Source organism: Azonexus sp. IMCC34842 (assembly GCF_050368855.1).
In the GTDB taxonomy this organism is placed as follows: domain Bacteria; phylum Pseudomonadota; class Gammaproteobacteria; order Burkholderiales; family Rhodocyclaceae; genus Azonexus; species Azonexus denitrificans_A.
In genome coordinates this window covers 4012496-4032339 of sequence record NZ_CP178449.1, presented here as the reverse complement: position 1 = coordinate 4032339, position 19844 = coordinate 4012496, and the positions used below count along the sequence as shown (strand labels likewise).

General features: G+C 61.4%; 21 protein-coding genes. 14 read left to right on the top strand and 7 right to left on the bottom strand.

Annotation, left to right across the window (positions count from 1 at the left end; translation table 11 throughout):
* Position 1 precedes the first annotated feature (1 nt).
* A complete protein-coding gene (locus ACLIKD_RS19175) occupies positions 2-760 on the top strand; it encodes an ABC transporter ATP-binding protein (RefSeq protein ID WP_428826278.1) in 759 nt (252 codons plus the stop codon).
* A 42-nt stretch (positions 761-802) separates the two neighbouring features.
* Here ACLIKD_RS19175 and ACLIKD_RS19170 read toward each other — a convergent pair whose 3' ends face one another.
* Both ACLIKD_RS19170 and ACLIKD_RS19165 read right to left on the bottom strand, forming a co-directional pair.
* Positions 803-3037 carry a DUF6600 domain-containing protein gene (locus tag ACLIKD_RS19170; RefSeq protein WP_428826277.1) on the bottom strand — a complete coding sequence of 745 codons (2235 nt, stop codon included), beginning with the start codon at positions 3035-3037 and terminating at the stop codon, positions 803-805.
* 136 nt (positions 3038-3173) lie between these two features.
* Positions 3174-4862, bottom strand: a complete 1689-nt coding sequence (locus tag ACLIKD_RS19165; RefSeq protein ID WP_428826276.1) for a response regulator — start codon at positions 4860-4862, stop codon at positions 3174-3176.
* A gap of 142 nt (positions 4863-5004) precedes the next feature.
* Between ACLIKD_RS19165 and mnmG the strand changes: the two genes are divergently transcribed.
* The 13 genes from mnmG to ACLIKD_RS19100 all read left to right on the top strand — a co-directional run bounded on the left by mnmG (position 5005) and on the right by ACLIKD_RS19100 (position 16103).
* Entirely contained in the window at positions 5005-6891 is a 1887-nt protein-coding gene (gene mnmG, locus ACLIKD_RS19160) for a tRNA uridine-5-carboxymethylaminomethyl(34) synthesis enzyme MnmG (protein ID WP_428826275.1), read from the top strand.
* Positions 6888-7505 carry a 16S rRNA (guanine(527)-N(7))-methyltransferase RsmG gene (gene rsmG, locus ACLIKD_RS19155; protein ID WP_428826274.1) on the top strand — a complete coding sequence of 206 codons (618 nt, stop codon included), beginning with the start codon at positions 6888-6890 and terminating at the stop codon, positions 7503-7505. Before mnmG ends, rsmG begins: the two co-directional genes overlap by 4 nt.
* Positions 7502-8263 carry a ParA family protein gene (locus ACLIKD_RS19150; protein ID WP_226417714.1) on the top strand — a complete coding sequence of 254 codons (762 nt, stop codon included), beginning with the start codon at positions 7502-7504 and terminating at the stop codon, positions 8261-8263. Before rsmG ends, ACLIKD_RS19150 begins: the two co-directional genes overlap by 4 nt.
* Entirely contained in the window at positions 8260-9114 is an 855-nt protein-coding gene (locus ACLIKD_RS19145; protein ID WP_428826273.1) for a ParB/RepB/Spo0J family partition protein, read from the top strand. The genes ACLIKD_RS19150 and ACLIKD_RS19145 overlap by 4 nt, the downstream gene beginning before the upstream one ends.
* Positions 9115-9233: 119 nt before the next feature.
* Entirely contained in the window at positions 9234-9590 is a 357-nt protein-coding gene (locus ACLIKD_RS19140; protein ID WP_428826272.1) for an ATP synthase subunit I, read from the top strand.
* A 16-nt stretch (positions 9591-9606) separates the two neighbouring features.
* Complete coding sequence (gene atpB / locus ACLIKD_RS19135; protein WP_226417717.1) at positions 9607-10407, top strand: F0F1 ATP synthase subunit A; 801 nt, start codon at positions 9607-9609, stop codon at positions 10405-10407.
* Positions 10408-10476: 69 nt separating this feature from the next.
* Entirely contained in the window at positions 10477-10740 is a 264-nt protein-coding gene (gene atpE / locus ACLIKD_RS19130) for a F0F1 ATP synthase subunit C (RefSeq protein WP_226403060.1), read from the top strand.
* Between the two features lie 37 nt (positions 10741-10777).
* Complete coding sequence (locus tag ACLIKD_RS19125; protein ID WP_226417718.1) at positions 10778-11248, top strand: F0F1 ATP synthase subunit B; 471 nt, start codon at positions 10778-10780, stop codon at positions 11246-11248.
* A gap of 3 nt (positions 11249-11251) precedes the next feature.
* Positions 11252-11788, top strand: coding sequence for a F0F1 ATP synthase subunit delta (locus ACLIKD_RS19120; protein WP_226417719.1), 537 nt, complete (start codon positions 11252-11254; stop codon positions 11786-11788).
* 9 nt (positions 11789-11797) lie between these two features.
* Complete coding sequence (gene atpA, locus ACLIKD_RS19115) at positions 11798-13336, top strand: F0F1 ATP synthase subunit alpha (protein ID WP_226417720.1); 1539 nt, start codon at positions 11798-11800, stop codon at positions 13334-13336.
* Between the two features lie 14 nt (positions 13337-13350).
* Positions 13351-14211, top strand: a complete 861-nt coding sequence (gene atpG, locus ACLIKD_RS19110) for a F0F1 ATP synthase subunit gamma (protein WP_428826271.1) — start codon at positions 13351-13353, stop codon at positions 14209-14211.
* A 37-nt stretch (positions 14212-14248) separates the two neighbouring features.
* Positions 14249-15652 carry a F0F1 ATP synthase subunit beta gene (atpD, locus tag ACLIKD_RS19105; protein ID WP_428826270.1) on the top strand — a complete coding sequence of 468 codons (1404 nt, stop codon included), beginning with the start codon at positions 14249-14251 and terminating at the stop codon, positions 15650-15652.
* Between the two features lie 25 nt (positions 15653-15677).
* Entirely contained in the window at positions 15678-16103 is a 426-nt protein-coding gene (locus ACLIKD_RS19100) for a F0F1 ATP synthase subunit epsilon (protein ID WP_226417723.1), read from the top strand.
* Positions 16104-16173: 70 nt separating this feature from the next.
* On the opposite strand, the gene ACLIKD_RS19095 is transcribed toward ACLIKD_RS19100, so the two are convergent.
* The 5 genes from ACLIKD_RS19095 to ACLIKD_RS19075 form a co-directional block, all read right to left on the bottom strand.
* A complete protein-coding gene (locus ACLIKD_RS19095) occupies positions 16174-16743 on the bottom strand; it encodes a ubiquinone biosynthesis accessory factor UbiJ (protein ID WP_428826269.1) in 570 nt (189 codons plus the stop codon).
* Positions 16744-16754: 11 nt separating this feature from the next.
* Positions 16755-17492, bottom strand: a complete 738-nt coding sequence (ubiE, locus tag ACLIKD_RS19090) for a bifunctional demethylmenaquinone methyltransferase/2-methoxy-6-polyprenyl-1,4-benzoquinol methylase UbiE (protein ID WP_428826268.1) — start codon at positions 17490-17492, stop codon at positions 16755-16757.
* A gap of 4 nt (positions 17493-17496) precedes the next feature.
* The gene (locus tag ACLIKD_RS19085; RefSeq protein ID WP_428826267.1) at positions 17497-17916 is read right to left on the bottom strand and encodes a gamma-butyrobetaine hydroxylase-like domain-containing protein; all 420 of its coding nucleotides are present in this window, start codon (positions 17914-17916) and stop codon (positions 17497-17499) included.
* 62 nt (positions 17917-17978) lie between these two features.
* A complete protein-coding gene (locus ACLIKD_RS19080) occupies positions 17979-19583 on the bottom strand; it encodes a hypothetical protein (RefSeq protein ID WP_428826266.1) in 1605 nt (534 codons plus the stop codon).
* A 13-nt stretch (positions 19584-19596) separates the two neighbouring features.
* The gene (locus ACLIKD_RS19075) at positions 19597-19797 is read right to left on the bottom strand and encodes a hypothetical protein (RefSeq protein WP_428826265.1); all 201 of its coding nucleotides are present in this window, start codon (positions 19795-19797) and stop codon (positions 19597-19599) included.
* Positions 19798-19844 lie beyond the last annotated feature (47 nt).

Here is a 19844-nt window from a genome sequence, read left to right as displayed (position 1 = left end):
CATGAGCAAACATAGCCACCTGCACGACCACGAAGTGATTCTCGACGTCAAGGATCTGCGTGTTTCCTACGGCAAGGTCGAGGCGCTGCACGGCATCAGCCTGACCATCCGGCGCGGCGAAATCGTCAGCGTGATCGGCCCGAACGGAGCCGGCAAGACCACCTTGCTGACCGCCCTGATGGGCCTGCTGCCGGCGCAAGGCGAGATCATCTACATGGGGCACCCGCGCCGCCCGGAGGACGAGGTGGAAGCCCTGGTCCGCCATGGCATGACGCTGGTCCCGGAAAAGCGCGAGCTGTTCGCCGAAATGAGCGTCGAGGACAACCTGCTGCTCGGCGCCTTCGACCGCTACCGCAGCGGCCACCGCGACCAGATGGACACCATGGACGAAGTCTTCGAACTGTTCCCGCGCCTCGAAGAGCGCCGCGACCAGTTGGCCGGCACGCTGTCCGGCGGCGAACGCCAGATGCTGGCGATGGGCCGCGCCCTGATGGCCAAGCCGAAGCTGCTGATGCTCGACGAACCGAGCCTCGGCCTGGCGCCGCTGATCATCAAGGAAATTTTCCGCATCATCGCGGCACTGAAGGAAACCGGCGTCGCCATCCTGCTGATCGAGCAGAACGCCCGCGCCGCGCTACAGATCTCCGATTACGGCTACGTGCTGGAAACCGGCGAAGTCTCGTTGGCCGGCCCGAGCCAGGAGCTCGCCGCCGACCCGCGCGTCATCGAGTCCTACCTCGGGCTCGGCCACAAGCACTAGGGCGCCGTCAGCCGGGTCGTTGCCCGGCTGACCGCCGACTGATTAACGCGGCCCACGTTCGTCGTCGCGCTCGCCACGCCGGGGCTTGTCGTGCTCACGGTTGCCGCGCTGGTCCTGCGGCGGCGGCACCGGCGCCGCCTGGGAAGCGGCCGGAGCGGGTGGTGGCATGCGCACCGCCGGAGCCGGCGCCGGCATTTCCGGCGGACGGACGACCGCTGGCGCACTTTCCCGCGGTGCCGCGCGCTCCATGCGTGGCGCGTCGCGCATCTCGCGGCGCATTTCGCGGGGTTGCTCTGAAACCGATGGCGGGGCGACCTGCGGTAGCGGCGCCCGCACGGCCGGTGGGGCGCTCGGCATTTCCGACGGACGGCCGACCGGCGGCACATTCTCTCTTGGCACGGCCCGTTCCATCCGTGGTGCATCGCGCATTTCACGCCGCGGCTCGCGGGGTTGCTCCAAGGCCGGCGGCGGAGCGACCTGCGGCAATGGTGCTCGAACGGTCGGCGTAGGACTTGGCGTTTCCGGCGGTCGGGCGACCGGCGAGGTATTTTCCCTTGGCACGCCTCTCTCCATCCGTGGCGCATCGCGCATTTCGCGCCGCGGCTCACGGGGCTGCTCCGAGGCCGGCGGCGGGGTGACCTGCGGCAGCGGTGCCCGAACGGCCGGGGCCGGACTCGGCGTTTCCGACGGACGGACGACCGACGATGCATTTTCCCTTGGCACGCCCCGCGCCATCCGTGGCGCATCGCGCATTTCGCGTCGCGGCTCGCGGGGTTGCTCCGAGGCCGATGGCGGGGCGACCTGTGGCAGCGGCACTCGAACAGCCGGGTTCGGCATTTCCGGCGGTCGGGCCTGCGCTGGCGCATTTTCCCGACGTAACGGGCGTTCGTTGTTGAGCGGGGCAACCGGCCGCTCGACATCGCGGCGTTTGCCACGCCAGTTCGGCGGCTCACGACGCTCGTCGGAACGTGGCCGAATGGCGGCCGGGGTGGGCTTCAACCATTCCGCGTTGGGCGCCGGTGTGGCCTGCGGAGCACGGCTGAGATCGTTACGTTCGGGACGGCGAATTTCGTTAGCGCCAATCGACCGTCCTTCGCGCATCAGATTGGCCGGGACAACCGTCACCGCCCGCGGCAGCGCGCGATGGACAAAGGTTTCGTGCGCCCCCGAACGTTCGGCGCGTTCGATGCGGCTCACTTCGCGGACGTGGTTGATATTGATCTGCCGGATATAGGTCGGGCTGTAGCGATAAGCCGGAACATAGACTTCGCGCGGGGCAAGCGGAAACCAGCCGACGGCCGGGGCCGAGCCGAAACTGAAACTGACGTTCCAGCCGGGGTTGCCGATCCAGCCGACCAGCGCCGGCGCATAGACCGGGCGGGCGACATGGCTGCCCGGCACCCAGCCCCAGCGGCCGCCGATAATCACCCAGCGCCCGTAGTGAAACGGCGCAAATCCCCAGGGCGACTGATCGATCCAGGTCCAGCCCCAGGGTGCCACCCAGGCCCAGCGGCCGAAACGATAGGGCGCCCAGTCGGCGGCGACCGAACGCGGATACCAGACACTGCCGTACTCCGCCGCCGGCTGCCAGTCGCCGTAGGCATCGAGATCCTGATAGCCGGTCATCTGCGACGCAACATGGCGCCGCGCAACCCGGGCCATCGTCGCGTTCTCGCGCTCGGCAACCCAATTATCGAAAGCGTCCGGATCAAGATCGGCCTCGAGCCGGACCTGGCCGGCCCCGGCCAGACTGGCCCGCTGTCCGGCAGCGACCGGCGTAAGCCGCCCGCGATAATCGATATTGGCCTGCCCGGCCTGTACGCTCAACTCGCTATGATCGTCCAGCACGTCGATCCGGTAGCGCCCAGGGGTCACGAAGCGAATGCTGCCGTCCGGGGTGTGCACCGTCACATCGTTTACCTGATCGCGATCGAGGATGCTGACGGCCAGACTGCCTTCCGTCACATCGAGCGTCACCTGCCGGTCGTCGACCAGAACGAATTCGACGCGGCTGTTGCCGGCCAGCCGGAAGGCCGAGGACGCGACCCAGACCTCGGCCCGACCGCGGCGATCGGTGTCGAGGATGGCGCCGCTGCTGATCGGCCAGTTAAGGGTCGCCGGGGCGCCTTGGTCGTCGCGGCTGACCGCCAGATCAACGCCGTTTTCGAGGTAGGCCAGACGGCCGACCCGGGCCGGCGGATCGGCCAGCGCCGCCCCGGAAGACAAGGCGAGCACCAGGGTCAGTGCGGCACCGGCAAGGCGTAAGAGATTGTTCATCGTTGACTCCCGTAAAACCGTTCGTCGGCAACAGGACAGCCGACCGATGTCCGATTAACGCAGCAACGGGCAAAAGGATGCAGCCCTTTTCCGCGGCAAGACGTTTCGAAATGTTGCCGCCCGGTCAGGCGGCGGCTCAGAAGGGGTCGGTCGCGATGCCGTGTTTCTTGGCAACGTTGGCGTAGAGTTCGCGCGCCGAAGCGACTTTCGGGCTCTTGCGGTCCTTGCGCTGGGCGCGCATCAGGTAGTCCAGCGCCCGGGCCGCCAGTTCGGCATCCCAGCCCTTGCTGTCCATCAGCGTGTAGATGGCCTTGGCGGCATTGACCAGAAACTGCAGATTGGGCACCTGCTCGGCGGCCTGGATCAACAACTGCACGGCGCCTTCCAGATCGCCGTTGCGGGCGGCCAGCACCCCCTTGTTGTTGAGTTCGATGATTTCCTTGCCGACCTGATCGAGCAAGGCCTTGCCCGCATCGGGCTGGCCGGTTTTCTCGAAGACCTGGGTGATGTGGTCGATCAGGTGCGGATCTTCATGATTTTCCGCGGCGACCTGGCGCATGATTTTCCCGGCCTCGTCCTGTTTGCCGGTAGCGTAACAGGCGTGCGCCAGATCGATGGCCAGGCGCTGCGAGACGTGCTGGCCTTTCGCCTCGCCTTCGACCTGGATCTGTTGCTGCAAGGCCAGCGCCTGGTCGACCAGTTGCTTGGCCTTCTCGGTCGCGCCCTCGAAATCGAGGCACAGGCTTTCGGTCACTAGCGCCGCCATTTCCGCCTGCTTTTCGCCGCGCCATTCGCGCTTCATTTCGCTGGCGATCTTGCGCGATCCCTCGACATTGCCGCGCTCGACCAGCACCCGCGACAGATTGGCGAAGTCATCGACGGTGCGCAGGCTGGATCCCTTGTTGCGCTCGATGACCTTGCCATAGGCCTTCTCGGCCGCCGCCAGATCCTTGTTCCGGGCCGCCACGTCGCCGACCAGGCGCTGGCGCACGGTATTGTGCGGCGACGCATCGGCCGCCCGCTGCAGGGACTGCTGGGCCGCCTGCAATTTTCCCTTGGCTTCGTGTACCGAGGCGAGGAAATCGAAAGCCGAGAGGAATTCCGGCGCTTCCTGGGTTACCTGCTCGGCCAGTTGCTCGGCTTCATCGAGCGCGCCGCGATCACGCAGCGCCGTGGCCAGACCCATCTTGGCCCAGGGCACGACGCGCCCTTCGAGCACCCGGCGGAAGACCTCTTCCGCCTCGCTGGTCCGACCCAGCGTATGCAGCAACTCGCCCTTGAAGCGCAAGGCATCGTACATATACACCGGCTGTTGCTGGATCACCCGGTCACAGGCGGCGATCGCCTCATGCAGGGCGCCGCGCTCGATCTGTTCGTAGATCTTGCGCAGCACGTGTTTCTTGTAGATCGCCTTGATCAGCCGGGCCTGCAACTGGTCGGCGGTAAACGGCTTGATCAGGTAATCGTCGGGAGCCAGTTCGGCCAGCGCCACAACGTTGGAGTAGCCGCGCTCGCTGGTGATGATCAGATAGACCGTCGCCAGCGGAATCAGGTGGGCATGGCGCAACTCTTCCAGCAGTTGCTGGCCATCGCGCCCATCGTCGAGAACGAAATCGGAGAGGATGATGTCGAAGCGGTTGCCCTTGACCTGGCGAATCACTTCGGCCGAATTGCCGGCGCCATGCACTGCGATTACGCCCAGGGCGCCGAGCATCAGGCGCAGCGCCTCACGGGCCGGCGGATGCCGGTCGACGATCAATACCCGCTTTTTGGTAAGAGTCTGCTGCAAAACCAGCAGCATCTCATCGTTATCCAGAGGGTTCATGCCCTTTGCTTGGCTCGTGCTCATCTTCGGGAACTTACTTGAGTTCGCCAGACAGGGCAAGGCGCCGGTAAAAACCTGTGTTTTTTCAGCGGCCTGACGTAAAATCCGGCTCCCGATACTGCGCTGCAACAAAGCCTCCACCATGCTCTACCCCACCCGATTTGACGTCATCGTTGTCGGCGGCGGCCATGCCGGCACCGAGGCCGCGCTGGCCGCGGCGCGGGCGGGTGCGCAGACGCTGTTGCTGACCCACAACCTCGACACGCTGGGGGCGATGAGCTGCAATCCGTCGATCGGCGGCATCGGCAAGGGCCACCTGGTGCGCGAGGTCGATGCGCTGGGCGGCGCAATGGCCGCGGCGACCGACGAAGCCGGCATCCAGTTCCGCATCCTCAATGCCTCGAAAGGGCCGGCGGTCCGCGCCACCCGCGCCCAGGCCGACCGCGTGCTGTACAAGCAGGCGATCCGGTCCCGCCTGGAGAACCAGCCCAACCTGACAATCTTCGCCGAAGCCTGCGACGACCTGATCGTCGAGGGCGACAAGGTGGTCGGCGCCGTCACCCAGATCGGCATCCGCTTCATGGCCGATGCGGTCGTCTTGACCGCCGGCACCTTCCTCAACGGCAAGATCCACGTCGGCCTCGAGAATTACACCGGCGGCCGCATGGGCGATCCGCCGTCCGTTTCGCTGGCCGCCCGCCTGAAGGAACTGCATCTGCCGCAAGGCCGCCTGAAGACCGGCACGCCGCCGCGTCTCGACGGCAAAACCATCGATTTCTCGGTGATGGAAGAGCAGCACTCGGACGATCCGCTGCCGGTCTTCTCCTTCCTCGGCAACGCCGCGCAGCACCCGCGCCAGATGCCGTGCTGGATCACCGAGACCAACGAGAAGACGCACGACATCATCCGCAGCGGCCTCGACCGCTCGCCGATGTACACCGGCGTCATCGAAGGCGTCGGGCCGCGCTATTGTCCGTCGATCGAGGACAAGATCCACCGCTTCGCCGACAAGAACAGCCACAACGTCTTCCTCGAACCGGAAGGCCTGACGACGCACGAGATCTATCCGAACGGCGTGTCGACCAGCCTGCCTTTCGACATTCAGTTGGCCCTGGTGCGCTCGATCCGCGGCCTGGAAAACTGCCACATCCTGCGCCCCGGCTACGCCATTGAATACGACTTCTACGACCCGCGCGGCCTGAAGGACACGCTGGAGAGCAAAGCCATCCACGGCCTGTTCTTCGCCGGCCAGATCAACGGCACCACCGGCTACGAAGAGGCCGCCGCGCAGGGCCTGCTGGCCGGCATCAACGCCGTCCTTTATAGCCGTGGCGAGGCCGGCTGGTGTCCGAAGCGCAACGAAGCCTACCTCGGGGTCATGGTCGACGACCTGATTACCCGCGGCGTGGCAGATCCCTACCGGATGTTCACCAGCCGCGCCGAATACCGCCTCAGCCTGCGCGAAGACAATGCCGATCTGCGCCTGACCGAACAGGGCCGGGCCCTCGGTTTGATTGACGACCAGCGCTGGGCGGCCTTTAGCCAGAAACGCGACGCCATCGCCGCCGAGCAGGAGCGCCTCAAATCGACCTGGGTCAATCCGAAAATGCTGCCGGCCGAAGACGCCATCCGCGTGCTGGGCAAGGCCATCGACCATGAGTACAACCTGTTCGAACTGCTCCGTCGCCCGGAAATCGCCTACCGCGAATTGCTGACCCTGCCGGGGGCCGGCGCAGGAGAGAGCGACGCGATGGTCATCGAGCAGCTCGAAATCTCCGCCAAGTATCAGGGCTACATCGACCGCCAGGCCGAGGAAGTGGCGCGTTCCGGCTCCTACGAGAATACGCTCCTGCCGGTCGAACTGGACTACACGAAGGTCGCCGGCCTGTCCAACGAGGTCAAGCAGAAGCTGGCCCAGCACAAGCCGCAGACCATCGGCCAGGCCTCGCGCATTCAGGGCATTACGCCTGCCGCCATATCGCTGCTGCTGATCCATCTGAAACGCTTCAATCTCGGCCACGCCGCATGAGTTCGATCACGCTGGCGGCCGGCCTCGCCGAACTGGGCATCGCCCTGCCGACGGAAGCACAGCAAAAACTGCTGGCTTTTCGCGATCTGCTGCTCAAGTGGAACAAGACCTACAACCTGACCGCACTGCGCGACCCGGAGCAGGCGATTTCGCACCACCTGCTCGATTCGCTGGCCATCCTGCCGCACATCGGCAGCGGGCCGCTACTCGATGTCGGCAGCGGCGGCGGTCTGCCTGGCATCCCGCTGGCCATCGCCCGGCCGGAACTGTCGGTCAGCATGGTCGATACCGTGCAGAAGAAAACCACCTTCCTGCAGCAGGCCGCAATCGAACTGGGCCTGAAGAATGCTACGGTGCACCATGCCCGGGTCGAAGAAATGAGCGGCCATTACGCCCAGATCAGCTCGCGGGCCTTTGCCGAAATCGCCCTGTTCGTCCGCCTGACCCGCCACCTGCTCGCCCCAGGCGGCCGCTGGCTGGCCATGAAGGGCGTCCGGCCGGACGACGAACTGAAGACACTCCCCGCCGACATCACGGTTGAAGCGATCATTCCGCTTGCCGTGCCGGGGCTCGCTGCCGAACGACATTTGATCATTTTGAAAGCCGGGTCATGAAAGTACTCGCCATTACCAACCAGAAAGGCGGCGTCGGCAAAACGACGACAGCGGTCAATCTGGCCGCCTCGCTCGCCGCCGAAGGCCAGCGCGTCTTGATGATCGACCTCGATCCGCAGGGCAACGCGACGACCGGGGCCGGCATCACCAAGAAGGAAGCGCTGCCCACCGTCTATCAATTGCTGATCGGCGCGGCGACGCTGGCCGAAGTCTGCCTGCGGACCGATTTCGGCTTCGACGTGCTGCCCGCCAACCGCGAACTGGCCGGCGCCGAAGTCGAACTGATCGAATTGAGCGAGCGCGAATACCGTCTGAAAAACGCCCTGCAGGCCGGCCATGCCACTTACGACTTCATCCTCATCGACTGCCCGCCGGCCCTCAACATGCTGACCGTCAATGGCCTGGTCGCCGCCGACTCGGTGCTGATCCCGATGCAGTGCGAGTACTACGCGCTGGAAGGTCTGTCCGATCTTGTTGAAACGCTGCGCAAGGTGCGCACCCATTTGAACTCGCGCCTCGAAATCGAAGGCCTGCTGCGCACCATGTACAACCCGCAAAGCACGCTGACCCAGCAGGTTTCCAACGAGCTGGAAAGCCATTTCGGCAACAAGGTGTACAAGACCATCGTGCCGCGCAATGTCCGGCTCGCCGAAGCGCCGTCCTACGGCAAGCCGGTCATCGCCTTCGACAAAAACTCCCGGGGCGCCCAGGCTTACAGCGCCCTCGCCAAAGAAATCCTCGAAAGGGTCGCCCCATGATCAAGATGAAAGGACTCGGCCGCGGTCTCGACGCCCTGCTGTCCGGCAGCGACAAACCGCAGGGCGACGAACAGCGCAACCTGCCGGTCGAACGCCTGCGCCCCGGAAAATACCAGCCGCGCACCCACATGGATCAGGAGTCGCTGGCCGAACTGGCCACCTCGATCAAGTCACAGGGCATCATGCAGCCGATCCTGGTCCGTGCCGTCGACGGCACGCCAGGCGCCGAACGCTATGAAATCGTCGCTGGCGAACGCCGCTGGCGTGCCGCCCAACTGGCCGGCCTGAACGAAGTCCCGGTGCTGATCCGCAGCATCCCGGACGAACAGGCGCTGGCCATGGCGCTGATCGAGAACATCCAGCGCGAGAACCTGAATCCGCTCGAAGAAGCCCAGGGCCTGCAACGCCTGATCGACGAATTCGGCCTGACCCACCAGCAAGCGGCCGACGCCGTCGGCCGCTCACGCCCGGCCGCCACCAATCTACTGCGCTTGCTGCAGCTGACCGCACCGGTCCAGGAGATGCTGATCAACGGCCAGATCGACATGGGCCATGCCCGTGCCCTGCTGCCCATCTCGACCGGCCAGCAGGTTGGCGTCGCCCAGCGCATCATCCAGAAGGGACTGTCGGTCCGCGAAACCGAACGCTTGGTTCAGCAACTGCTGAACCCGCCGAAACGGGCCGCCGAGAAAGCGGTCGATCGCGATCTGCTCCGTTTGCAGGAAGAACTCTCCGAAGGCTTGGGCACCAATGTGGCTATCCGCTCCAGCAAAAAAGGGGCGGGCAAAGTCACCATAGAATTTGCCAGCCTCGACCAGTTGGATGGCCTGATTTTTCGGCTCCGCGTATAACCGATGCCTCTATTCAGAATCAAGCAGGCATGCGGGAAAACCCTCAATTTGTGCGCCGCGGAAATTGACTCATCTACAAGAGTCCGTTACACTCGCAAGGTTTTTGGACGAGGCATGTCTTGCACCCGCAAGTAAGCTGGATACTCAGCCGGCAAGCGGCATTGACAATCGCATTGGCACTCATTGCCGTGCTGTTTGTCGATGGGAATGCGGCAGTCTCTGTTCTGATCGGGGGATCAATCGGGCTCGTTGCGAATCTCGGATACGTTCTGAGAGCATTGCGGATGAGTTCAGGAAGCGACCCGATCAAGGCATATCGGGCGCAAGCCGGTGGGGAGGGGTTGAAGTTCATCCTGACTCTCGCCGGGTTTGCGCTGGTGTTTATAGGATTCAAGGAAGTCGCGGTCCTGCCGCTTTTTCTTGGGTACGCATCAACCTTCGTCATCTACTGGATGGCACTGCTGAAGCAACGCTAGGCTGACTGGAGAAAACATGAGCGCAGAAGGCGGCACCGCTGGTTATATTCAACACCACCTGACCAATCTCGCTGTCTGTGCAGACAGCGCCAAAGTTGATGGGGTATGTACCGGTTTCTGGACTTTCCATTTGGACACCTTGCTGGTTTCCGGCCTGCTGGGTCTGGTGGTTTTCGGCTTGATGGCCATGCTGGCCAGCAAAGCCACGGCGGGCATCCCGTCAGGCGGCCAGAACTTCGTCGAAATGGTGGTCGGCCTGGTCGATCAACAGGTTCGCGACACCTTCCACGGCAAGAGCGCCCTGGTTACCCCGCTGGCCATTACCATTTTCGTCTGGGTGTTCGTCATGAACGCCATGGACTTGATTCCGGTCGACTTCCTGCCGACCGCGCTGCAAGCAGCCACCGGCAACCATCACCTGCCCTTCAAGTTCGTGCCGACCACCGACCCCAACCTGACCTTCGGCATGTCGATCAGCGTGTTCTTCATCTCGCTGTTCATGGGTCTGAAGGTCAAGGGTTTCAGCCATTTCATGCACGAAGTATTCGCGGTCCCGTTTGGCCTCAAGCTGGCGCCGATCAACTTCCTGTTCCGCGTCGTTGAAGAAATCGCCCGGCCGATCTCGCTGTCCCTGCGTCTCTTCGGCAACATGTACGCCGGTGAAATGGTCTTCATCCTGATCGCCCTGCTCGGTGTGTACCAGCTCCCCCTGGCTCTGCCCTGGGAACTGTTCCACATCCTGATCATTACCCTGCAAGCCTTCGTGTTCATGATGCTGACCATCGTGTACATGTCGATGGCCGCAGAGTCGCACTAAGTCGTAGTAGCAGTTTTTAGTAGTTTTTAACTTTAACCCCGCAATAACCTACCTTACTGAGGAGTAAACATGGAACTCGCAACCGTCCTCTCCAACACCGCTATCGCTGTAGCCATCCTGATCGGCGCCGGCGCTCTGGGTACCGCCATCGGCTTTGGTATCCTGGGTGGCCGCTTCCTGGAAGGCGCTGCTCGCCAGCCGGAAATGATCCCCACACTGCAAGTCAAGATGTTCATCGTCGCCGGTCTGCTCGACGCCGTGACCATGATCGGTGTTGGTATCGCTCTGTTCCTGCTCTTCGCAAATCCGTTCCTGGCTCTGCTGTCGCACTAATCCGCGCCCCTGAAACCCTAATAACCAGGAGGTTAGCGTGAATATCAACGCTACACTGATTGGCCAGGCAATCTGGTTTGCACTCTTCATCTGGATCACGATGAAGTACGTTTGGCCCCCGCTGCAAAAGGCGATGGCTGAGCGTCAAGCACAGATAGCTGATGGCCTGGCTGCGGCCGAACGTGGCAAGCACGAACAAGAGCTCGCCGCCAAACGTTCCGCCGATGCGCTGCGTGAAGCCAAAGAGAAATCTGCGGATCTCGTCGCTCAAGCCGAAAAGCGTGCGCAGCAGATCGTCGAAGAAGCCAAAGGCAACGCCAAGGTAGAGGCCGACAAGGTCGTCGCCGGCGCCAAGGCCGAGATCGACCAGGAAGTCGAACGTGCCAAGCAGCAGTTGCGTGAGCGCGTAGCCGAACTGGCGGTTGTCGGTGCCGAGAAGATCCTGCGCAAGGAAATCAACGCGTCCGCGCATGCTGACATGCTGGTCGCCCTGAAACAGGACCTGTAAGCAATGGCTGAATCCGTAACTATCGCCCGTCCTTACGCCGAAGCCCTGTTCCGGGCAGCCAAGGAAAGCGGCAATCTGGCCAAGTGGGCCGAGCCGGTTTCAACGCTCGCTCTACTGGCCGGCAATCCCGAGGTCCGTTCGGCCATCGGAGATCCCAATGTGGCGGCCTCGCAACTGGTCGACCTCTTCCGGTCTGCCTGCGGTACGGCGGTAGATGCGGAGCTGGCGAACTTCATCCAGCTGCTGTCCAAAAACGACCGTCTGGGACTGTTGCCGGAAATTGGCGCTTTGTACGCAAGCTACAAGCAGGCCGAAGAAGGCACCAAACAAGCCGAGGTGATTTCGGCTTTCCCGATCGATGACAACCAGGTGAAAGCCCTGGTGCCCCAACTCGAAGCCTTCTTCAAGTCCCGGCTCGAGACCTCGGTGTCGGTTGATCCGACATTGATTGGTGGCATCAAGGTAATCGTTGGCGACCAGATGCTGGATGCTTCAGTCCGCGGCAAGCTCGACGCCATGGCTACGGCGCTGAACAACTAGGAGAATTTCATGCAGTTGAATCCTTCCGAAATTTCTGAACTGATCAAGAGCAAGATCCAGAACCTGCAAGGCGCATCGGAAGTGCGCACGCAGGGCACGGTAGTTTCCGTTACTGACGGTATCTGTCGTGTGCACGGCCTGCAAGACGTTATGCAGGGCGAAATGCTGGAATTCCCCGGCAACACCTTCGGCATGGCGCTCAACCTTGAGCGTGATTCCGTCGGCGCGGTGGTTCTTGGCCCCTACGAACACATCTCCGAAGGCGACATCGTCAAGACGACCGGTCGCATTCTGGAAGTCCCCGTTGGTCCTGAGTTGCTTGGCCGCGTGGTCAACTCGCTCGGCCAGCCGATCGACGGCAAGGGTCCGATCAATGCCAAGCAGACCGACAAGATCGAAAAGGTCGCACCGGGCGTTATTTGGCGTAAGTCGGTTTCCCAGCCGGTGCAAACCGGTCTGAAGTGCGTCGATGCCATGGTGCCGGTTGGCCGTGGCCAGCGCGAACTGATCATTGGTGACCGCCAGACCGGCAAGACCGCCGTTGCGGTCGACGCCATCATCAACCAGAAGGGCAAGAACCTCTTCTGCGTTTATGTCGCTATCGGCCAAAAAGCTTCGACCATCGCCAACGTCGTGCGCAAGCTCGAAGAAAACGGCGCGATGGAATACACCGTCGTCGTTGCTGCCTCGGCATCCGAATCCGCCGCTCTGCAGTACATCGCACCGTACTCCGGCTGCACGATGGGCGAATATTTCCGCGACCGTGGTCAAGATGCACTGATCGTTTATGACGATTTGACCAAGCAGGCCTGGGGCTACCGTCAGGTTTCCCTGCTGCTGCGCCGTCCGCCGGGCCGTGAAGCATACCCGGGCGACGTGTTCTATCTCCACTCACGTCTGCTGGAACGCGCTGCTCGTGTTTCCGAAGCCTGGGTCGAAAAGCTCAGCAATGGTGAAATCAAGGGCAAGACCGGTTCGTTGACCGCACTGCCGGTTATCGAAACGCAAGCCGGCGACGTTTCCGCCTTCGTTCCGACCAACGTGATTTCCATCACCGACGGCCAGATCTTCCTGGAAACGGACCTGTTCAACGCCGGTATCCGTCCTGCGATCAACGCCGGTATTTCGGTGTCCCGCGTCGGTGGCGCAGCCCAGACCAAGCTGATCAAGAAACTTGGCGGCGGTGTCCGTCTGGCTCTGGCTCAGTACCGCGAACTGGCTGCCTTCGCGCAGTTTGCTTCCGACCTCGACGAAGCCACCCGCAAGCAGCTGGAACGTGGCCGTCTGGTTACCGAGCTGATGAAGCAGCCCCAGTACGCTCCGATGAGCATCTCCGAAATGGCCGTCACGCTGTACGCAGCAGACAAGGGTTATTTCGACGACGTCGAAGTCAAGCGTGCTCTGGAATGCGAAAAGGCCATGATTGGTTACCTGAAGGCAAACTGCGCCGATGTCATGAACACCATGGAATCGACCGCCGACCTTAGCGCCGATAGCGAAAAGGCACTCGCCGCCGGTATCCAGGCTTTCAAGAGCAGCTGGGTCTGATCTAGGAGAAAGCCATGGCTAGCGGCAAGGAAATTCGCAACAAGATCAAGAGCGTCGAAAACACGCGCAAGATCACCAAGGCCATGGAAATGGTGGCCGCATCCAAAATGCGCAAAGCGCAGGACCGGATGCGTGCTGCCCGACCCTACGGCGAGAAGATCCGGCGCGTTGCAGGCAACCTGTCTCATGCTCTGACCGAGTACAAGCATCCTTTCCTGGTGAATCGCGAACAGGCCACCGTTGGCCTGGTTCTGATCACATCCGACAAGGGCTTGTGCGGCGGTCTGAACTCAAATCTCCTTCGTCTGGCAGTGACCAAGATGAAGGAATTTGATGCTCAGGGCAAAAAGTTTCAGGCAACCTGCATCGGCAACAAAGGCTTCGGTTTCATGCAGCGCTCCGGCGCCAAGATCGTTTCGCATGCAACGGGCCTGGGTGACACACCTCACCTGGAAAAGCTGATCGGGCCGGTCAAAATCCAACTCGACGCCTACATCAAGGGCGAAATCGACGCGCTTTACATCGGCTACAACCGCTTCGTCAACACGATGAAGCAGGAGCCGGTGATCGAGCAACTGCTGCCGCTTTCGGGCGCAGCGGTCGGGTCGTCGAAGACGAAGTGGGATTATGTCTATGAGCCGGAAGCCAAGTCGGTTATCGACGATCTGCTGATCCGTTACGTTGAAGCTTTGATTTATCAGGCAGTGGCTGAAAACATGGCCTCCGAGCAATCCGCCCGGATGGTCGCCATGAAGTCCGCCTCGGATAACGCGAAGACCGTTATCGGTGAATTGAAGCTGGTCTATAACAAGACCCGTCAGGCTGCGATTACCAAGGAACTGTCGGAAATCGTGAGCGGCGCCGCCGCCGTCTGACGCAAACGCGAAGCATTTTATTTTTGGGGATTTGAATATGAGTCAAGGTTCAATCGTTCAGTGTATCGGCGCCGTTGTGGACATCCACTTCCCGCGCGACGCGATGCCGAAAGTCTACGACGCGCTCAAGCTGGATGCCGCCGAAGCAAATGGTATGGCTGAAGAAGGCCTTACCTTTGAAGTTCAGCAACAGCTGGGTGACGGCGTTGTCCGTACCATCGCCATGGGTTCATCCGACGGCCTGCGCCGCGGCATGAAGGTCAACAATACCGGCGCGGCGATTTCCGTACCGGTTGGTCCGGGCACGCTGGGTCGCATCATGGACGTGCTGGGTCGCCCGATCGACGAAGCCGGTCCGATCGAGGGCAATGAAGTTCGCCCGATTCACGCTCTGGCACCGAAATTCGACGAACTGTCTTCGTCGGTTGACCTGCTGGAAACCGGCATCAAGGTTATCGATCTGATCTGCCCGTTCGCCAAGGGCGGCAAGGTCGGTCTGTTCGGTGGCGCCGGCGTCGGCAAGACCGTCAACATGATGGAGCTGATCAACAACATCGCCAAACAGCACGCCGGCTTGTCGGTGTTTGCTGGTGTCGGTGAGCGTACCCGTGAAGGTAATGACTTCTACCACGAAATGAAGGACTCCAACGTTCTCGACAAGGTCGCGATGGTGTTCGGTCAGATGAACGAGCCGCCGGGCAACCGTCTGCGCGTCGCGCTGACCGGCCTGACCATGGCCGAACGTTTCCGTGACGATGGCCGTGACATCCTGCTGTTCATCGACAACATCTACCGCTTCACGCTGGCCGGTACCGAAGTTTCCGCGCTGCTCGGCCGGATGCCTTCCGCCGTGGGCTATCAGCCGACGCTGGCCGAAGAAATGGGCCGTCTGCAAGAGCGTATTACCTCGACCAAGGTTGGCTCGATCACCTCCATCCAGGCCGTTTACGTGCCTGCCGATGACTTGACCGATCCGTCCCCGGCGACCACCTTCCTGCACTTGGACTCGACGGTCGTGCTGTCGCGTGACATCGCCTCGCTGGGTATCTACCCGGCCGTCGATCCGCTCGACTCCACCTCCCGCCAGCTCGACCCGCAAGTCGTCGGCGAAGAGCACTACACGGTGGCCCGTGCCGTCCAGATGACGCTTCAGAAGTACAAGGAATTGCGCGACATCATCGCGATTCTGGGTATGGACGAACTGTCTCCGGAAGACAAGCTGGCCGTTTCCCGTGCCCGTAAGATTCAGCGCTTCCTGTCCCAGCCTTTCCACGTGGCCGAAGTCTTCACCGGCTCGCCGGGCAAGTACGTTTCCCTCAAGGATACGATCAAGGGCTTCAAGGGCATTTGCGCTGGCGAATACGATCACCTGCCGGAACAAGCGTTCTACATGGTCGGCGGTATCGAGGAAGTCATCGAAAAGGCCAAGACGCTGCAATAACGCGTCTTCAGCATAGGAGCCAATCATGGCAATTTCTGTTCATTGTGATGTCGTCAGCGCCGAAGAGTCCATCTTCTCGGGCGTGGTCGAACTTGCCGTCTTTCCTGGTGAAGCCGGTGAGCTCGGCATTCTGCCGCGGCATACACCGCTGCTGACTCGCATCAAGCCAGGCACCATTCGTTTGAAGGTGCTCGGTCAAAGCGAGTTTGAGCTGGTTTATGTATCGGGTGGCATGCTCGAAGTTCAACCCGACATGATTACCGTGTTGGCTGATACTGCGATTCGCGCTCACGATCTGGACGAAGCCAAGGCCCTGGAAGCCAAGAAGCATGCCGAGGAAGCTCTCGCCAACCGGCACGCCGAAATGGATTACGCGACTGCGGAAGCCGAGCTGGCTCAAGCCATCGCTCAGCTGCAAACGATCCAGCGTCTGCGCAAGCACACGCACTGATTTCCCTTCCGGGAGCGAAAAGGGCAGCCGAGGCTGCCCTTTTTATTTGTCCTGAATTTACTGCCCGGAATCAGAGGCGAGCGATTTTCTTTTCGAGTCGGGCAAGGCCATCGCGCAACTCATTGACCTCGGAACAAAACACGTCGATATCGCGCTGTGGGACGAGCAGGAGTGAATCTTCCGTCGCATATTCGACGAGGTTTTCGGCCAGCCGTTTGGCACCTTCCTGGAGATGGCCGGAAAATCCTGCGCCAAGCATCGTCAGACGACGGGCCGGGATATCGCCAATCAGGCCGGCCAGGTCACTCTCGACATCCCAGCGCAGGTTACGGAAAACGAACGCCAGACTCTCGGCAATATCGGCGGAACCCGACAGTTTGACCGCCGCGAACAGGTTCTGGCGATCGACAATGAATTTGACGGCCGTATCGGCCGGCAGCGTCAGCGTCACATCGGCTTGTTTGGCGTTGTCACCGCTACTGAAAAAGCCGCGCTCATCGATCAGCAGACCGAAAGCAATCGGCCCGGCCTCGATTAATACCCGGGCTCCGGCAAACGGCCGCAAGCGATCCTGTGCCCAGGTCTCGCCCTGCAGGAGATGATTCAGGGCAGCAAAAATCAGCCTATCGATTCCAGCCATCTTTCCGGAACCTAAAACTTGTAGCCCCGGTGCAGTGCAACGACACCCAGCGCCAGATTGAAATACTCCACTTTTTCAAGCCCGGCCTGTTCCATCATCGCCTTCAACTCCTCCTGGCCGGGATGAACCCGGATGGATTCGGACAAATAACGATAGCTTTCCGAGTCGTTGGTAACCAGCTTGCCAACGCGTGGAATCACCTGGAAGGAGTAGAAATCATAGAGGGGCGCCAGAGGCTTCCATACCTGCGAAAACTCGAGTACCAGCAAACGACCGCCGGGACGCAGGACACGGCGCATCTCAGCAATCGCCGCATCCTTATGCGTCATGTTGCGCAGGCCGAAGGCGACGGTCACGCAATCGAACCAGTCATCAGGAAAGGGCAGCTTTTCGGCATCACACTGCGCCACCGGTAGCATGTAGCCTTTGTCGAGCAGACGATCCCGGCCGCGCGCCAACATCGCATTGTTGATATCGGTGAGCCAGACCTGACCGCTTTTCCCGATCTTCTTGGCAAAGGCCAGCGACAGATCGCCGGTGCCGCCAGCGACATCGAGGACGCGAGAACCTTCGCGAACGCCGCTGCGCTGGATGGTGAAAGCTTTCCACAGCCGGTGCATGCCGCCCGACATCAGATCGTTCATCAGGTCATAGCGGCTGGCGACGGAGTCGAAAACATCGGCAACGCGCCGGGACTTTTCCTGCTCGGCCACGGTTTCGTAGCCAAAATGGGTAGTATCGTTTTTCATGTCTTTAGTGATGGTGACCGCAGCTGCCGGCGGCTGGGCGGGAAGAGGTATCGACGTCGCGCGACAAACCCTGGGCTTCGATCTGACTCAGGTAATCCTGCCACAGTTCGTCGTGGTGCTTGCCGAGGTTGTACAACAGGTCCCAGGAATAAAGGCCGCTGTCGTGGCCATCGGAAAATACCAGACGCACGGCGTAGCTGCCGACTGGTTCGATGCGTTCGATATCGACATTGCGCTTGCCGGTCTGCAGCGTTTCCTGGCCGGGTCCATGCCCGCGAGCTTCGGCTGACGGCGTAAAGACCCGGAGAAACTCGAAATCCAGCGTGTAGCGCTCGCCATTTTCGTAACCGAGTTCGAGCAACCGGGATTTCTGGTGCAGCTTAATTTCACTCGGTATCGGCGTATCCCGATCAATGCCAGCCATATCGTCCTCCATGGTGAGGGCGCTAGTTTAGCGCACTCACCCAAGCGCTGCCGCAAGATACGTCAAAGCGCCTGGTAGCTGATGCGATCGAAATCGGTGCCACGCTGGAGCACATGCAGCATCCGCAGTTGCCAGGTCTCTTCGCCGCAGTAGGCTTCAAGAATCCGGCTCGCCTGGTACATCCCGCTCGGCAAGACCAGCGATCCCTCTTCCTTGATTGCCGGCACCGGCGGCAATTGGAACGCCGGCACGTAACGGTCGCTGATCCCCCCGCCGGTTACTACCAAACGCACGCCAATACCCCTTGGCATACCCGGCAGGATGCCGACGCCGACGATCAGGCCGCCGGATTGTTCCTGCATCAGCCAGGTGGCGTGCACCAGCAGGAAATGCTGCCCATCATGCGGGCGAACTGCCATCAGTTCGCCATGCGTGACCTTCTGGCCGGCACAGCTCCGCCCCAGCCGAAACCCGTTGGCGGAATGGTTGATCACCGACCACTCATCAAGCGGAAAACTGATATGCGGCATGATATTCAGCGACTGCCCGGGATCGGCACGGTCACGGAAGGTAAACAGTTGGTCGAATTCGCCGCGCGAATAGGCGCTGGCCGAGTCCGGCTGGACAAACTCTCGGCCACTGACAAAAAAATGCATGGCCTCGAAGCCGGCAGCAACCTGGGCCCTTCCTTCCGTGGCGAAACGCCGGAATTTGCGCGGCGATGCCGACTGCGTCCAGGGCCGCGACAGATGTTCGAGCAATTGGATGACATGGCCGCTGGTTTCCTCACCCAAGCCCAGTTGCGAGGGCGTCATGCGCTGGCGGAGCTGGCTCAGCAAGTGGTCGATCTGCAGTCCGATACGCGTCGTATCGAGCCGCCGCAGGTCGTTGCTTGGCCCATCGGTGATGGCGCTCGGATGCAACGGCATGTCCTTCATCAAAGCGACGACATAGGGCGGCTCCTCGAGATCGTCCTCGAGCCGATGGATCGAGATCAACGGAGCCCACATCCCGGCCCACCGCCTGATCAAGTTCAGATTACGGACACTGTTGCTGTAGGGGCTGGCAATATCGATCAGCAGCAGCGTGGCGTAGGCAGCGGCACAGTGGGTCGCCTGCAGCGTATTTTCCAGCAAGTCCTCGACCGGCGTGTAGGCAACGCCCCATTCCTCGGCCGTTTCGTAGTAACCATGCAATTCCAGCCAGATGCCTTCCGGCAATTCCCGGCGGGCCCGAAAGTGTTCGAGGATAACCATCCCGGTGTAATAGAGGCAGCGATGCAACAGCGTGGCCATCAATGCGGCGTACTGCGGATTCTCGGCATCCGGCTCCTCAAGGCGGGCGCACAATGAGTAGGCCTTGCTCATCTTGCGCCAGGCCGACACCACCATCTGGAAGCTGAGCTCTTCCTCATCAGCCAGAATCAATGGCTTGTTGTGATAGCGCCGGGCCATTTCCTCCTCGACGAAACACATCGGAACGCGGGCCCGCTCAAGAAGACTGAGCAAAATCCCCGGGTCGGGCGGAGTAGTCAGCAACGCATCGAGAAACGCCATCAACTGCTGTTCGGCAACTGCCGGATTGGCCAACGACAGTTGCGCGAGGTAACTCTCTCCGGACTGCAGATTGGAAATCGTCAGTGGCGTGGTATTGGCGCTCGTATTCATGGTGACTCCAGCCTTAATGTTCGACAGTTGCCAGTTCATGCGACAAGGCTAGCGCCAGGTCTTTATCGCTTGCGCTGCGGCGCTGTAGCAGCCCGTCGCGATGAACGGCGCCCCAGGCATGGGCGTTCCGGATCACCCGACAAGCCGGGGAGTCCCAGACGACCACTCCACCGGGGTTGGCGCATAACTCGCAAGGCAGTGCGGCACTATTCATGAATAACACTCCGAGGACGCTGGCAAGCATTACACCAGCCAACGAAT